At 70.6% G+C, this 14,062-nt stretch carries 15 protein-coding genes; 5 read left to right on the forward strand and 10 right to left on the reverse strand.

Going from position 1 to position 14,062, the window contains the following annotated elements; translation table 11 throughout:
- Window positions 1-12: 12 nt before the first annotated feature.
- The 9 genes from AB0H37_RS28320 to AB0H37_RS28360 all read right to left on the reverse strand — a co-directional run bounded on the left by AB0H37_RS28320 (window position 13) and on the right by AB0H37_RS28360 (window position 8,958).
- Window positions 13-843 carry a carbohydrate ABC transporter permease gene (locus AB0H37_RS28320; protein ID WP_179833149.1) on the reverse strand — a complete coding sequence of 277 codons (831 nt, stop codon included), beginning with the start codon at window positions 841-843 and terminating at the stop codon, window positions 13-15.
- Window positions 840-1,811 carry a sugar ABC transporter permease gene (locus tag AB0H37_RS28325; protein WP_329094336.1) on the reverse strand — a complete coding sequence of 324 codons (972 nt, stop codon included), beginning with the start codon at window positions 1,809-1,811 and terminating at the stop codon, window positions 840-842. Before AB0H37_RS28325 ends, AB0H37_RS28320 begins: the two co-directional genes overlap by 4 nt.
- Before the next feature lie 3 nt (window positions 1,812-1,814).
- Window positions 1,815-3,074, reverse strand: coding sequence for an extracellular solute-binding protein (locus AB0H37_RS28330; protein WP_179833147.1), 1,260 nt, complete (start codon window positions 3,072-3,074; stop codon window positions 1,815-1,817).
- Between the two features lie 113 nt (window positions 3,075-3,187).
- Window positions 3,188-3,892, reverse strand: coding sequence for an FCD domain-containing protein (locus tag AB0H37_RS28335; protein WP_179833146.1), 705 nt, complete (start codon window positions 3,890-3,892; stop codon window positions 3,188-3,190).
- Window positions 3,893-3,927: 35 nt separating this feature from the next.
- Window positions 3,928-4,857, reverse strand: coding sequence for an alpha/beta hydrolase (locus AB0H37_RS28340; protein WP_360616325.1), 930 nt, complete (start codon window positions 4,855-4,857; stop codon window positions 3,928-3,930).
- 109 nt (window positions 4,858-4,966) lie between these two features.
- A complete protein-coding gene (locus AB0H37_RS28345) occupies window positions 4,967-6,166 on the reverse strand; it encodes a DUF4185 domain-containing protein (protein WP_360616326.1) in 1,200 nt (399 codons plus the stop codon).
- 187 nt (window positions 6,167-6,353) lie between these two features.
- Window positions 6,354-7,154, reverse strand: a complete 801-nt coding sequence (locus AB0H37_RS28350; RefSeq protein WP_360616327.1) for an SDR family oxidoreductase — start codon at window positions 7,152-7,154, stop codon at window positions 6,354-6,356.
- Complete coding sequence (locus tag AB0H37_RS28355; RefSeq protein ID WP_360616328.1) at window positions 7,151-8,191, reverse strand: DUF4432 family protein; 1,041 nt, start codon at window positions 8,189-8,191, stop codon at window positions 7,151-7,153. Before AB0H37_RS28355 ends, AB0H37_RS28350 begins: the two co-directional genes overlap by 4 nt.
- Complete coding sequence (locus AB0H37_RS28360) at window positions 8,191-8,958, reverse strand: phytanoyl-CoA dioxygenase family protein (protein ID WP_329094341.1); 768 nt, start codon at window positions 8,956-8,958, stop codon at window positions 8,191-8,193. Before AB0H37_RS28360 ends, AB0H37_RS28355 begins: the two co-directional genes overlap by 1 nt.
- 79 nt (window positions 8,959-9,037) lie before the next feature.
- Between AB0H37_RS28360 and AB0H37_RS28365 the strand changes: the two genes are divergently transcribed.
- The 3 genes from AB0H37_RS28365 (at window position 9,038) to AB0H37_RS28375 (ending at window position 11,846) form a co-directional block, all read left to right on the forward strand.
- Window positions 9,038-9,952: a sugar kinase gene (locus tag AB0H37_RS28365; protein ID WP_360616329.1), complete on the forward strand. Its 915-nt coding sequence runs from the start codon at window positions 9,038-9,040 to the stop codon at window positions 9,950-9,952.
- A 638-nt stretch (window positions 9,953-10,590) separates the two neighbouring features.
- On the forward strand, window positions 10,591-11,019 hold the full coding sequence (locus AB0H37_RS28370; RefSeq protein ID WP_179833140.1) for an anti-sigma factor: 429 nt from the start codon (window positions 10,591-10,593) through the stop codon (window positions 11,017-11,019).
- A gap of 68 nt (window positions 11,020-11,087) precedes the next feature.
- Entirely contained in the window at window positions 11,088-11,846 is a 759-nt protein-coding gene (locus AB0H37_RS28375; RefSeq protein ID WP_329098364.1) for an RNA polymerase sigma factor SigF, read from the forward strand.
- A 62-nt stretch (window positions 11,847-11,908) separates the two neighbouring features.
- On the opposite strand, the gene AB0H37_RS28380 is transcribed toward AB0H37_RS28375, so the two are convergent.
- Complete coding sequence (locus tag AB0H37_RS28380) at window positions 11,909-12,436, reverse strand: hypothetical protein (RefSeq protein WP_360616330.1); 528 nt, start codon at window positions 12,434-12,436, stop codon at window positions 11,909-11,911.
- 89 nt (window positions 12,437-12,525) lie between these two features.
- Here AB0H37_RS28380 and AB0H37_RS28385 point away from each other — a divergent pair, with 89 nt between their 5' ends.
- Window positions 12,526-13,467, forward strand: coding sequence for a diacylglycerol kinase family protein (locus AB0H37_RS28385; protein ID WP_179833138.1), 942 nt, complete (start codon window positions 12,526-12,528; stop codon window positions 13,465-13,467).
- A gap of 290 nt (window positions 13,468-13,757) precedes the next feature.
- A complete protein-coding gene (locus AB0H37_RS28390) occupies window positions 13,758-14,018 on the forward strand; it encodes a WhiB family transcriptional regulator (protein WP_329094344.1) in 261 nt (86 codons plus the stop codon).
- The last annotated feature ends 44 nt before the right edge of the window (window positions 14,019-14,062 follow it).

Below are 14,062 nucleotides of genomic sequence, written 5' to 3' on the forward strand. Positions count from 1 at the left end.
TTCGGGGAGCTTCTAGAACTGGGCGAGGGTGAGGCCGCGGGTGAACAGGCGCTGGGTGGCGAGGAAGATCGCGACGGTCGGCAGGGAGACCACCAGGCCGGCGGCGAGCGCGATCGGTACCGGCGTCCCGGCGTAGACGTCGGTGGTCAGCGCGGACAGCTCGGCCCACACGGGCCGGACGGTCGGCGACTGGGAGAGCGTCAGGCCGAACAGCAGGTCGTTCCAGACGAAAGTGAACTCCAGGATGAACACCGCGGCGAGGGCCGCGGCCGACAGCGGCAGGTAGATCCGCCAGAAGATCCGGAAGGTGGACGCGCCGTCCAGCCGCGCCGCCTCGAAGATCGACACGGCGACGTTGCCGAAGAAGTTGCGCATCACCAGTGCGGCCAGCGGCACGTTGATCGCCGAGTAGATGATGATCAGCCCGAGGTGGTCGTCGTACAGCGTCACCTTGCTGTAGCCGACGAACAGCGGCACCAGCAGCATCTGGAACGGCACGATCGTCCCGGCGAAGATGACCACGAACCAGGCGAAGCCGTGCCTGAGCCGCAGGACCACGATCGCGTACCCGGCGAGCGCGCCCATCAGGACGGCCAGCGCGGGCGAGACGACGCTGTACAGCAGGGTGCTGAGCAGCGTGTCGCCGACGGCGGTCCGGTCCCATGCCTGCGCGATGTTGTCGAACAGGCCGATGGAGGACGGCGGCTTCACCGCGTCCGACGGGTCGTAGTCGCCGGCGGGGCGCAGCGCGTTCGCGACGATCAGGTAGGTGGGGAAGAGCCACACCAGGCCCAGCACCGCCAGTACGGCGCGGCGCACGTGGATCAGTCTCGCTCCGGTCATCGCGGCATCTCCTCCCTGCTCACCTGGCGGCGCAGGTACACGTACGAGGCCAGGCCCGTGATGGTGGTGAGCAGCACCGCGACCGCCGACCCGTAGCCGTACTCGTTGGCGACGAACACGTCCCGGTACATGGTCACGGCGAGGGTCTCGGAGGAGCGTCCGGGCCCGCCCTGCGTCATCACCCACACGATGTCGAAGTTCTTCAGGCCGGCGACGAGCGCGAGCCCGAACACCACGGTGGTGATCGGGCGCATCAGCGGCCAGATGACGTGCCGGAACATCGCCCATCCGGACGCGCCGTCGATGCGGGCGGCCTCGATCGGCCCCTTCGGGATCGACTGGAGGCCGACGACGAACAGCAGCATGTTGACGCCGAGCTGCTGCCACGTCCACACCACGATCATGGCGACGGTGTTGCGGGGGCCGTCCTGCAGGAACGCGGTGTCGCCGCCCGGCATCCCGAACACGGTCAGGATCTGGTTCGCCATCCCGTCCGGCTGGAGGATGAAGCCCCAGATCACGCCGAGGCCGGCGCCCGACATGGCGTACGGGAGCAGGAACGGCAGCCGGAACCACGCGCCGCGCTTGAGGTCATAGGACAGGACGGCGACGAGCAGGCCGAGCCCCACCGGCAGGACGACGGTGCCGACGACCCACAGGAGCGTGTTGCGGATCGAGGTGACGAGCGCGTCGTCCTCAAGGAGCCGCCGGTAGTTGTCCAGGCCGGTGAACTCGGGTGAGGCGAGCCCGTCGTAGCTGGTGAGGCTCAGGTACGCCGTCCACAGGAACGGCAGGTAGAGCAGGACGGCGACGAACAGCACGGCCGGCGATATGTAGACGTGCCGGAACCGGCCGTGCAGCGCGAACCCCTTGCCGGGTCGGGCGCCGGCCCCCCTGCGGCGCCCGCCGCCCGCGGGGGGCACCACCGTCAGCTTGGGACGGTCGGCGGTGGCCTTGTGCGTGCCCATGGATCAGTGCGACTTCCAGTAGGTCTCGTTGACCTTCTGGATGCTCTTGAGCACGTCCATGTAGGTCTCCGGCTTGTTGAGGAACTTGTCGAAGCCGCTCAGGGCCTCGGTGAGCACGGGCGCGGGCGCCGCCTCGAAGTAGCGCAGGACGAGGCGGTTGCCGCCCGACGCGGCCTCCTTGGTGACCTTGTCCAGCTCGGGGTCGGCGACCTTGACCTTCGGGTTGCCGGACACGTCGCCGCGCGCGTTCGCCCACTTCTCCTGCGCGGCGGGCGTGACCCACCACTTGAGGTACTTGGTGCTGGCGGCCGCGTCGGGGGCCTTGCGCAGCGAGCACAGCGGGCCGCTCTCGAACACCAGCGACCGCTTCGGCAGCGCCGGGTCCACGTTCGGGACGAAGAAGAACCCGTAGTCCTCGCCCTGCTTGAGGCCGCGCTGGGTCATGCTCGTGTTGAACCAGGTGCCGTTGATGACCATGGCCGCGTCGCCGGACTTGAAGTGGTCGGCGGGGTCGGCCTTGTCGCCCGGCTTGCTGAACCACCCGGCGTCGATCATCGACTTCCAGCGCTCCATCGCCTTCACGACGCCGGGGTCGGTGTAGGACGCCTGGCCCTTCGACAGCCGCTCGTACAGGTCGGGGTCGGTGCCGGCGAGGATCTGCTCGAACCAGGCGAAGGAGAACAGCGACGTCGGGGTGGTCTGGTTGAAGGGCACCTGGCCCTTCGACTTCAGCGTCTGCGCCGTCTTCTCCAGTTCCGCCCACGTCGTGGGCGGCTTCAGGTCGTACTTGTCGAAGATCTTCTTGTTGTAGAACATGCCCCAGTAGGCGGTGTTCAGCGGGACGCAGTACTGCTTGCCGCCGACGGTGTAGTACTTCTTCAGGTCCTCGGTGAGGTCGCCGCCGGCGATGGCGTCCTGCCAGATCTTCGTGGTCTCGGCGACCTGGTTCTGCTTGACGATCTCTTCCAGGCGCCCGCCGGTCGTCCAGGTGAACAGGTCGGGCTTGACGTTCGTGCGGAACGAGGTCTTGATGAACGCCGTGTAGGTCGGTTCGTCGGTGTAGCCGACCGGCGTCATGTCCAGGCCGGTCTGCTGCTTGCCGAGCGCGCCCATCTGCTCGAAGAAGGGCTTCCATGCGCCCTTGTCGTTGTAGAGCTTGAGTTCGGACTTGCTCCCGCCCGAGTCGCCGGACCCGCAGCCGGCGGCGAGCAGCAGCGCGCCCACGGTGAGCGCGGTCACCTGGAGTCGCTTGGACGGCACCATGGTGAGCCTCCTTCATCGGGCGGCGATGCCCGATCGGGGTGGTCGAAGGATGGAATCGGAGAAGGGTGAACCGGCCGCGCGGCGCTGGCGCCGGCGGCGGGGGGACGGCCCGCTCAGGCGAGCCGCTGCTCGATCACGTGTTTGACGTCGGCGAGGTGGGACCGCATGAGGGACTCGGCGTCCCGCTCCGCGCCGGCCTCGATGGCGGCGAGGATCGCGGTGTGCTCGTCGAAGTCGCGGACGCGGTCGTCGAAGATCCGCTGTATCGCGCGCTGCTCGGAGGCGTGCACCGACAGCAGGGAGTCGATGACCTCGCAGAGTACGGAATTGCCCGCGACGCCGGCGACCTCCCGGTGGAAGGCCATGTTCGCCTTGTGCAGGCGGGTCTCCGCCTCCTGCGCGTCCGAGCCGAGGTCCGCGCCCGCCTGGTCGAGGAGGGCCCGGAGCAGCTCGATGTCGGCGGGCCGCGACCGCCGCGCCGCCCGTCCGGCCAGCGGCGGCTCGATGAGCAGCCGCGCGTCCAGCAGCTGGAGCAGCCGGTCGGCCTCCAGCTCCCGGACGTTGGGGTTGGGGATGACCACGCGTTCGAGGTCGGCGCCCACATAGATGCCCGAGCCGTGCCGGAGCTGGATCGCGCCGGTCGCCTCCAGGCGGCGCAGCGCCTCCCGCAGCGTCGGCGTCGTCACCGCGAAGCGCTGGGACAGCTCCCGCGCGGACGGCAGCCGGTCGCCGGCCTGCAGGCCGCCGGCCCTGATCAGGTCCAGCATGCGCTCCGTGAGGGCGTCCGCCAGGCTCGGCCGGGCCACATCCTGTGACATCGCCACCTCGTTCCCAAAGAAGTAAAGTCATCTAATCACTTAGCGATTGGCGTGTCCACCCTCCCGGAGAGACATCGCCGCAGTACGGCGCGCTCCTCCTCGAACGCGAGCCGCCCCAGCCGCGCCGACATGATGCCGTCGAATCCGTGGCAGGCGCCCGGCACGTGGTGCAGCTCCGTGGGAACCCCGGAGACGATCAGCCGGTGCGCGTAGGCGAGCCCCTCGTCCCGCAGCGGGTCGTGCTCGGGGACGAGCACGTAGGCGCGCGGCAGGCCGCCCAGGTCCTCGGCCCGCGCGGGCGCGGCGTAGGCGGGGACGTCCGTCCGCCCGCCGAGGTAGTGGCGCCACATGTGCCGCACGTCGCCGCTGTTGAACAGCGGCGGCTCGGTGAACGTCCGCATCGACGGGGTGGCCATCCGGTCGTCCAGGACGGGGTAGAGGAGCATCTGGAACACCAGCGGCGGCCCGCCCTCGTCCCGCGCCCGCAGCGCCACGGCGGCGGCCAGCGCGCCGCCGGCGCTTCCGCCCCCGACCGCGACCCGTTCCGGGTCGCCACCGAACTCGCCCGCGTGCTCCCAGGCCCACACGGTCGCGGCATGGCAGTCGTCGAACCCGGCCGGAAAGGGGTGCTCGGGCGCGAGCCGGTAGTCGACCGAGACGACCGCGATCCCGTCCTCACCGGCGAATTCCAGGCAGCGCTCGTGCTCGTTCTCCAGCCCACCGGTCACGAATCCGCCGCCGTGGAAGTACACGAGCACGGGCGCCGGCGTCACGCGCGGCCGGTAGATCCGCACGGGCACCGACCCGGGAAGGGTCCGGTCCTCGACGACCACCCTCTCGTCGCCCACGGGCCGGGCGAGGGCGCGGACCAGGTCGTTCATGGCCGCGCGGGCCCGGCCGGGGTCCGCGAGCCCGACGTAGGGCATGCCGTCGAGCGCGGCGGCGAGTTCGGCGTCAAGGGGCATGGTCGGCACCTCCGGATGGACGGACGGGACGCGCCCCCGGGCGGGAGGTCACCCGGGGGCGCGGGAAGCGGTACCGCCGTGGACGGGACGACGGTGCCGCGGCCTGGGGCTAGCCGGTGACCGGCAGGTTGATGTAGCGCGCCCGGTAGATCCCGACGTCGCGGTAGTTGTCGTTCGCCGGGCCGTCGGTCGTGTCCAGGCTGTTGACGTTGTAGGAGATCACCAGGCTGCCGCTGGACGAGAGCGCCGCGTGCTGGTGGGCGTTGTAGGTGAAGATGTCCGGGTCGCCGTAGGAACCGAGGGGCCCGGTCTCGGGCGTCTGGTAGACGGTCTGCTCGCCGCTGAACGGCCCGGCCGCCGAGCACGACAGCAGGACGTCGATCTCGCCGCCGAACGCGATGTTCGCGTCCTGGTTGACCATGACGTAGTGCGAGCCGCGCTTGGTGACGCTGAACTCGTTCGACACCCCGCTCATCAGCCGCACCGAGTCCGTCTCCGCGGCCGACCAGCCGCTCGCCGTGCGGTACTGCCAGGCGCCGCGCAGGTCCGTGCCGCTGACCCGCGCGACGCGCAGGTACTTGGTGTTCACCTGCGTCTGGGGGTCGGTGTAGTCCTCGGTGCCGTAGACGTAGGTGTAGCCGCCGTCCCTGAGCAGCGCCGACCCCCACTGAACGCCCGACGCCGAGGGCATCGCCTGGACGGTCGGCGCGGCCAGGTTCCCGCTGGAGAACCGGGCGAGGACGTTGTCCTTGAACTTCATGTCCCACCCGGTGCCGTTGTCCGGGTCGGGGTCGTAGTACTCGCGGTAGAGCTGCTGCACCTCCGACCCGCTCTGGGTGAGGTCGCCCGCCCAGTACCAGTGGGCCGGCTGCGCGGGCGGCATGACCGCCTTGGGGGCGGCGGCCGTCCCGCCGTGCACGGTGGTGAGCCCGCCGCCCGTGCCCTGGACGACGAACGAGTTGTTGATGAACGGCGTCGTCCCGCCCTCCTCGACGACGACCGGCCGCGACCCGTCCGCGTTGACCTTGCCGAGGAAGGTGTCGGAGTAGGCGTAGACGATGCGCCCGTCCGAGAGCTTCAGCGAGTACGTGGTGTCAGCGCCGGTCCAGTCGTCCAGAAGCGTGTTGCTGTTGCCGTAGGACGTGAACTTACCGTTGAGAGCGGCGTTCTGCGAGGCCGTGCCGAAGGTCGGCGCAGCGTGCCCGGAGCACGTGGGCCCGGCGGCCGCGCGGCCGTGGCCCTTGCCCTTCCCCTTGCCGGGGCCGTGGCCGTGGGTGTCGGCGCCCGCCGGCACGGCGGGCGCGGCCACGAGCAGCAGGACGGAAGCGAGAACACCGGCGCGGCGGCGCCGACCCCCGCGAACGGGTGAGGGCCGATCGGAAGAGAAGGAGGAGGGAGGGACGGACGCCTGCATGGAAACCTCCGCGAGGTCACGATCACACGCTGCTCGTGCGCCCCACATTTTGAGTCATCAAATGACTTGGTGTCTAGATCTTTCAGGAGATTTCCGGAAGTGCCGCCGGATTGCGGGCCAGCAGGCCGCCGTCCACCCGGTGCTCGGCTCCGGTCACGAACGACGAGCGGGGCCCGGCGAGGAACGCCACGACCTCGGCGACCTCCGCGGCCGCCGCGACCCTCCCGAGCGGGTGCGCACGCCCCCACTCGGCGACCTGCGCGTCCTGCCCCGTCGTCCCGCGGAACAGGTCGGCGGCCCAGCGCAGCATGGGCGTGTCGACCGACCCCGGGCACACCACGTTCGCGCGGATGCCGTCCGCCGCATGATCCAGCGCCACCGCCCGCGTCAGCGCGTTGATCGCGGCCTTGCTGGCGCTGTAGGCGGCCACCCGGTCCTGCGACACGAACGCCTGCACCGACGACACCGTGACGATCGTCCCGCCGCCCCGGCGCCGCAGTTCGGGCACGGCGGCGCGGCAGGCGAGGAACACGCCCTTGACGTTGACGCCGAGCACCTCGTCCCACAGCTCCTCGGACGTCTCCTCGACCGTCCCGTACCGCTGCACTCCCGCGCACGTCACCAGCACGTCCAGGCCGCCGTGCCGGGACACGGCCTCCCCGACCAGCCCGTCCATCCGCGCGGCGTCGGTCACGTCGGCGACGGCGCCGGCGACCTCCAGTCCCGCACCCCGCAGTTCGTCCTCCGCCCGCCGGACCTCGTCCTCGCCGATCCCGCAGAACACCACGGCGGCGCCGTCACGCGCGAGCCGCTCCACCACGGCCCGGCCGATCCCCAGCGACCCCCCGGTCACGACGGCGACCTTGCCCTCGAACTCCCTCACGTGCCCTCCTCGATGACCGCCGCTCGCAGCCACAGGCTCCGCCGCGCGTGCGGTTCCAACGTCAGCGCGGTGCCGTTCGCGACGGCGGCGGCCAGCCCGTCCGTCGGATATCCGGCGAACGGCTCCAAGCCCATCACGTACGCGCGCCCCCACCACGGATGCCCGGTGGTCGCCCCGAACTCCTGCCACAGCCACAGATGCGGCAGGACGTCCACGTCCCAGCGCACCCGCATCCCGAACCCGGCCGGATCGACGACCTCGTAACGCCCCTCCTCCAGCCCGGTGAGGTAGACGATCTCACTGGGCACCCCGGCGCCGGGCACGACATCAAGATCAACGACCCCGCCCCCGTCGGCCGGGACACGGGGCCAGGCATGCGGCCCGCCGCCCCTCACCCGCCGTCCACCGGGGCCGATCGCCGTCTCGTGCGGGACCACCCGGGCACCCGCGCCCAGCCTGATCCGGTGCCCGGGCCGCAGGAAGGGCGCCCCGAATACGATGTGATGCCCCCACATCGCCTCCAGCGCCACCCCGGACTCGTTGACCAGCTCTTCCTCGATGACGAGCTCGGCCTCCCCCGCCCTCAGCCGGAGCGTCTTGGCCACCCGCAGCGGCATGCGCCGCCCCCGGACGGTGAGCCGGACGGCGACCTCCCGGGCCTCGTCGGCCACGATCTCGGAATCCCACGGCAGCCCGGCCACCTCCCCGTGCTGCGCGAACGCCGCCCCCCGATAAGTGCTGGGCCCGCCCCCGTTGGGCAGGACCTCCTGCCAGCCACCCTCGTAACCGTCGAGGAACAGCGCGACATCGTCGCCCGCGCCCCCCGCCACATCACGGGGATCACGCAACCCATCGGGCGACAGCCACACGAAGTCCATGTCGCGCGGCTTGTAGCAGAACTCGGCGACGTCACCGCCCTTGCCCACCAGGACGGTGACCCGGAGCAGCTCGTTCTCCAGGACCACGGCCTCGACCCCGGCCCAGGTGATCTCGTGGATCCGGGCGCCCCAGTTGCGGGACGGCCGATGCCGCCGCATCAGCTCCAGTTCTCCGCGCCGCCGAACGCGAAGTGCTCCCCCGCCGCGTACCGGGGCCGCGGCTGGTACTCGTTCACGCCCGGGTCGCCGCGCAGCAGCAGCGCGGACGGGAACGGCAGCGGCTCCTCGGTGATCCGCGTCGAGGTCGGGATGTACCGGATGGTCAGCCCGCACCGCCGGTGGGGCGACTCGTTGGCGTTGCTGCCGTGCATGATGTTCGGGTGGTGGACCTCGACGTCGCCGGGTTCGAGGACGAGGTCCACGGCGCGCGACTCGTCCACGCCCACGGCGCTCTCCACCCCGAAGACGGCCTCCGCGTCCTCCCGCTCCCGCACCTCGTGCAGGACCTCCTTGTGGCTCCCGGGAATGACCCGGAGACACCCGTTCGCCGGCGTCGACCGGTCGATGGCGAGCCACAGCGTCACCACGCGCATCGGTTCGAGCGGCCAGAACGCCCCATCCTGGTGCCACAGCACAGCCTTGCCGGTGAAGGGCGGCTTGGAGATGTAGGCGGACGCGAAAAGGGCGATGTCAGGCCCGATGAACCGCTCGGCGACGTCGAGAAGCCGCTCATCGGAGACCAGCCGCACCCAGAAGGGATCCTTGGCGACCAGCTCGGTGGAGAGCTCCTCGCCGGTCCGGTCGGGATGACGGGCCTCCAACCAGCGGACGTGCGCGTCCGCCTCGGCCACGAGCTCCGGATCCAGCACGTTCCGGAAGATCGCGTACCCGTCCTCGTCGTAACCTCGCAGCGGATCGGCGTGCATGGGCGTCCCTTCTCGATGAGCGCGACACCCGAAGTCTTAGTCATCAGATCACTTGTTGTCTAGATGTATCGTGCCCGCCATGCGGAACCGGATCGCCCTGATCGGCGAATGCATGATCGAACTGAGCCATCTCGCCCCCGACCGCCTGGCCGTCGGCTACGCCGGCGACACCTTCAACGTCGCCGCGTACCTGGCCCGCACCGCCGCCCCTGGCACGGCCGACGTCCAGTTCGTCACCCTCATCGGCGACGACCCCTACAGCACACTGATGCGCGAATCCTGGACCGCTCACGGCGTGGGCTCCGACCACACCCGCACCGTCCCCGGCGGTCAGGCCGGCCTCTACCTCATCCGCACCGACGAGGCCGGCGAGCGGACGTTCCACTACTACCGATCCCAGTCGGCGGCCCGCGGCCTGTTCGGCCCGGCCCACTCCCCAGAGATCGACGACGCGATCGCCGGCCACGACCTCGTCTACCTCTCCGGCATCACCCTGTCGATCCTGGACGCCCCCGCCCGCGCGAGGCTCCTCACCGTCCTGGACGAGACCCGCCGCCGCGGCGGCCGGGTGGCCTTCGACACCAACTACCGCCCAGCCGGCTGGCCCTCCCCCACGGCCGCGGCCGAAGCCATGTCCACCGTCCTGGCCAGGACGGACATAGCCCTCCCCACCCTCGCCGACGACCAGGCCGTCTTCGGCGACAGGACCCCGGCCGACACGATCAGACGCCTGAGAAGCGCCGGAGTGACCGAGATCGCCGTCAAACAGGGCGCCCAAGGCTGCGTGATCGCCGACCCAACGACGACCATCCAGATCCCCGCCGTCCCCCACGTGCAAGTGATCGACACCACAGCCGCAGGCGACGCCTTCAACGGCGCCTACCTGGCCACCCGCCTGACCGGCGCACCCCCCGAACAAGCAGCCGAAACCGCCACCACCCTGGCCGCCGAGGTAATAACGCACCAGGGCGCCCTACTCCCAGCAAAACCCTGACCCGCACAGCAGGCCCCAGCCGAGCCGAAGCGCCACACCCCCTCACACCCCGCACCATCTCCACCCACGGCACGAGCGAAGCAAGGGCCAACCGCGAAGCGAGCCGCAAGGCGAGACGCAGCGCCCCAGCACCCCCCACAACCCGCACCAACCCCACCCACGGCACGAGCGAAGCAAGAGCCACCCGCGAAGCGAGCCGCAAGGCGAGCCGAAGCGCCCCAGCACCCCCCACAACCCCACCCACGGCACGAGCGAAGCGAGAGCCAACCGCGAAGCGAGCCGCAAGGCGAGACGCAGCGCCACAACAACCCCCCACAACCCGCACTAGACCCCCACATCCCCACCCCACCGACACCCCCCGCTCCGCACACATCACCCGCCACCACAGCACCCCGGACCGGGGGCCACTGTCGCGATCGCGTCCGAAGGCAGTTTCGAGCGAAGCAAGAAACTGATCGCGCAGCGAGCCGCAAGGCGAGTCGAAGCGATGCCAGCGATCGCACGCGTTGCGTTGGGTTGGGGCGCCCCAGGCGCCCCAACCCAACGCAACGCAAATAAACACAGCGCGCCGAAGTCTCGATGCACGGCTCGTAGGCGGTAGTTTCGAAGGCAGCGGGACCATCCTGCGAGGGAGTGACGTGACCAAGGAAACCGCTGCAATGCCGGCCAGTACGAAGTTGTCCGTCCGTGACGTGGTCACGGTGAAGCTGCCTGCCGCGAGCGCCTACCTGTCCGTGCTGCGGACCGCGACCGCGGGCTTGGCGGCCAGGTTGGACTTCACGCTGGACGAGATAGAAGACCTGCGCATAGCCGTTGACGAGGCGTGCGCGATGCTGCTCGCTCAGGCGGTGCCCGGCACCGACCTGACGTGCGAGTTCGAGCTGACCGGGGAGGCGATGCGCATCTCCGTGTCGGTCCTGACGATGGACGGTGAGGAGCCGAGCCGCGACACGTTCGCCTGGACGGTGCTGTCGTCCTTGGCGGGCGAGGTCGACGCCCGGGTGGGCTCCGACGACCGGGTCACCGTGACGCTGCAGAAGCGTCGCGGTGCGGCGGGGGCCCCGTGACGGAGAAGACGACGACGGAGCAGACGACGGTCGCCGCGGCGAGCACCGAGCGTTCTGACAGCAGCGCCGTGCCGGACCGGGCCCGGGCGCGCGCGCTGTTCGAGCGTCTCACCGAGCTGCCGGAGGGCGACCCGGAGCGCCAGCGCATCCGCGACCAGCTCGTGGAGCTGCATCTGCCGCTGGTGGAGTATCTCGCCCGGCGCTTCCGCAACCGCGGGGAGTGGCTGGACGACCTGATCCAGGTCGCCACGATCGGGTTGATCAAGTCGATCGACCGGTTCGACCTGGAGCGCGGGGTGGAGTTCTCCACCTACGCCACGCCGACGATCGTCGGTGAGATCAAGCGGCACTTCCGCGACAAGGGCTGGGCGGTGCGCGTGCCGCGCCGGCTGCAGGAGCTGAAGCTGTCGCTGACGAAGGCGATCAGTGATCTCGCCCAGAAGGAGGGCCGCGCCCCGACCGTGAGCGAGCTGGCGGCTCACCTGCAGATGACCGAGGAGGAGGTGCTGGAGGGGCTGGAGTCGGCGAACGCCTATTCCACGGTGTCCCTCGACGCGCCCGACTCCGGCGACGAGGACGCCCCGGCGGTGGCGGACTCGCTCGGCATGGTGGACGAGTCGCTGGAGGGCGTGGAGTACCGCGAGTCCCTCAAGCCGCTGTTGGAGAAGCTTCCGGCGCGCGAGAAGAAGATCCTTCTGCTGCGCTTCTTCGGCAACATGACGCAGTCGCAGATCGCGGCGGAGCTCGGCATCTCCCAGATGCACGTGTCCCGGCTGCTGGCGCGGACCCTCGCGCAGCTCCGCGACGGCCTGACCGCCGACGAGTAGCGATGGTGAGCCGAAAGGGCCCCGAGGACGTGGACGTGTCCTCAGGGCCCTTTCGGCGTTCGTCAGCCCTTGCCGTTCTTGGTGGGCTGTTCGTTCAGGCGGTCTTTGAGGCGCCGGCCGAGGGAGCGCGGCTCCGTGGTCGGCGGGGCGCCGGCCGTCTTGGCCGGTGCGGTGGGCTCGGGGTCCTTCGGCGCGTCCTCGTCGTCCTCGTCGTGGTCCTCGATGAGCCAGGCGGTGCTCGGCGGGCTGAGGGCGGCGATCAGCGCGAGGACCGCGACCACGCCCAGCGGGACGGCGATCGCGAGCCGGTCGCTCTGCCACAGCGACCAGGCGATCGGCAGGGCGAACAGCTGGGTCAGGACCGTGGGGGCGCGGCTCCACTGGGCGGCGCGCAGCAGCCCGCGCGCGCAGCCGAGCATGCCGAGGCCGCCGGCGAGGGCCAGGACGGTGACCCCGATCGCGCTGGCCGGGTCGACGGCGGAGCCGGCGGCCGTCTCGACGCCGGTGAAGACGCCGAATCCGACGGCGGCGGCGCCCTCCGCGGCCTGGAGGGCGGCGGCGGCCTGCACGGTGAAGGGACGCTTGGTCACACCCCGAAACCCTACTCGCCCCGTTCGGCGGCCCGCCCCCAGGGGAAACGGCGGGCGAACGCATCCGGAACGCTCGATACCCTGACGCCGTGCGCGCCATGCTCATCGCCAACCCCAAGGCGACCTCCACCTCCCGGCGGGCCCGCGACATCCTCGTGCGGGCCTTCACCGGCGATCTCGACCTCGTCCTCGCCGAGACCGGCCACCGCGGCCACGCGACGGAGCTGGCCCGGCAGGCCGCCGTCGAGGGCTACGACGTCGTGATCGCCCTCGGCGGGGACGGGACGGTGAACGAGGCCGTCAACGGGCTGCTGGCGAACGGCCCGTCCCCCGATCTGCCCGCGCTGGCGGTGCTGCCGTGCGGGAGCGCGAACGTGTTCGCCCGCGCGCTCGGCCTTCCGGACGACCCGATCGGCGCGACGCGGTCGGTCCTGGAGGCGCTGCGGGCGGGCCGGTACCGGACGGTCGGGCTCGGCACGGCCTCCCATCCCGGGGCCCCCGAGCGGTACTTCACGTTCTGTGCGGGTGTGGGGCTGGACGCGGAGGTCGTGCGGGAGGTGGAGCGGCGCCGCGAGGCGGGCTTCCGGGCCGACCCGTCGCTGTATGTGCGGACCGCGATCCGGCATTTCTTCTCCGGCACCGATCGGCGCCATCCGGCGCTCACTTTGGAACAGCCCGGACGGCCGCCTAAATCGGGGTTGTTCCTGGCGTTCATCTCCAATACGTCTCCGTGGACTTTCATGGGGCGGGTGCCGGTGAATCCGAGTCCGAAGGCGAACTTCTCGCGCGGCCTGGACGTGTTCGGGATGCGTTCCCTGGAAGTCGGCGCGACGCTGGGGGCGCTGGCCCGGATGCTGGCCCCGCGGGCGTATCCCGTTCAGGGGCGGCACGCCCTGAACCTGCACGACGAGGCCGAGGTCACGGTGTGCGCGGACCGTCCCGTGGCGTTCCAGTTGGACGGCGACTACCTGGGAGAGCACCGGACGGTCACGTTCCGCTCCGTGCCGAAGGCGATCCGCATCGTCATTTGAGGCGCGCGAGCCGCATGTGAGAGCCAAGTAACATGCCCGACCGATGGGTGTGACACATGCGACACCCATACTTTGAGAATCCTTTCTCAAAGGTCTTGCGTCTGCCCGCACCCTCCTGAAACGCTCAAAGTGCGCCAGCCGACAGGGACCCCAACGCCGCCGGTCACCTGCTCGCGGCGCCGCCGAACAACAATCCCTGGACCTGGCCACAGCCACCCCGGGCGTTCGCGACATGTGAACCCGTTCACAAGAGTGGAGCAACTCCACCACCTGACGAAGGAGTGGACCGCATGGACTGGCGCCACCGCGCAGCCTGCCGTGACGTGGACCCCGAGCTCTTCTTCCCCATCGGCAACACCGGCCCCGCGATCCTGCAGATCGAGGAGGCCAAGCAGGTCTGCCGCCGCTGCGACGTCAGCGATGCCTGCCTGCGCTGGGCGCTGGAGTCCGGCCAGGAGTCCGGCGTCTGGGGCGCCATGGGCGAAGACGAACGCCGCGCACTGCGGCGCCGAACGCGAGTCAATCGCACCGCCATCAGCGCCAGGCGTTAGAGCGCGCGGCGGCCTCCCCGACTGTTCGTGCGGCCTAAGCCGTT

Source organism: Actinomadura sp. NPDC023710 (assembly GCF_040639875.1).
Taxonomy (GTDB): Bacteria; Actinomycetota; Actinomycetes; order Streptosporangiales; family Streptosporangiaceae; genus Spirillospora; species Spirillospora citrea.

Bases quoted from the DNA above. Each gene is read 5' to 3' on its own strand.
- AB0H37_RS28320 (WP_179833149.1), bottom strand. From the start codon at position 843: ATGACCGGAGCGAGACTGATCCACGTGCGCCGCGCCGTACTGGCGGTG.
- AB0H37_RS28325 (WP_329094336.1), bottom strand. From the start codon at position 1,811: ATGGGCACGCACAAGGCCACCGCCGACCGTCCCAAGCTGACGGTGGTG.
- AB0H37_RS28330 (WP_179833147.1), bottom strand. From the start codon at position 3,074: ATGGTGCCGTCCAAGCGACTCCAGGTGACCGCGCTCACCGTGGGCGCG.
- AB0H37_RS28335 (WP_179833146.1), bottom strand. From the start codon at position 3,892: ATGTCACAGGATGTGGCCCGGCCGAGCCTGGCGGACGCCCTCACGGAG.
- AB0H37_RS28340 (WP_360616325.1), bottom strand. From the start codon at position 4,857: ATGCCCCTTGACGCCGAACTCGCCGCCGCGCTCGACGGCATGCCCTAC.
- AB0H37_RS28355 (WP_360616328.1), bottom strand. From the start codon at position 8,191: ATGCGGCGGCATCGGCCGTCCCGCAACTGGGGCGCCCGGATCCACGAG.
- AB0H37_RS28360 (WP_329094341.1), bottom strand. From the start codon at position 8,958: ATGCACGCCGATCCGCTGCGAGGTTACGACGAGGACGGGTACGCGATC.
- AB0H37_RS28365 (WP_360616329.1), top strand. From the start codon at position 9,038: ATGCGGAACCGGATCGCCCTGATCGGCGAATGCATGATCGAACTGAGC.
- AB0H37_RS28390 (WP_329094344.1), top strand. From the start codon at position 13,758: ATGGACTGGCGCCACCGCGCAGCCTGCCGTGACGTGGACCCCGAGCTC.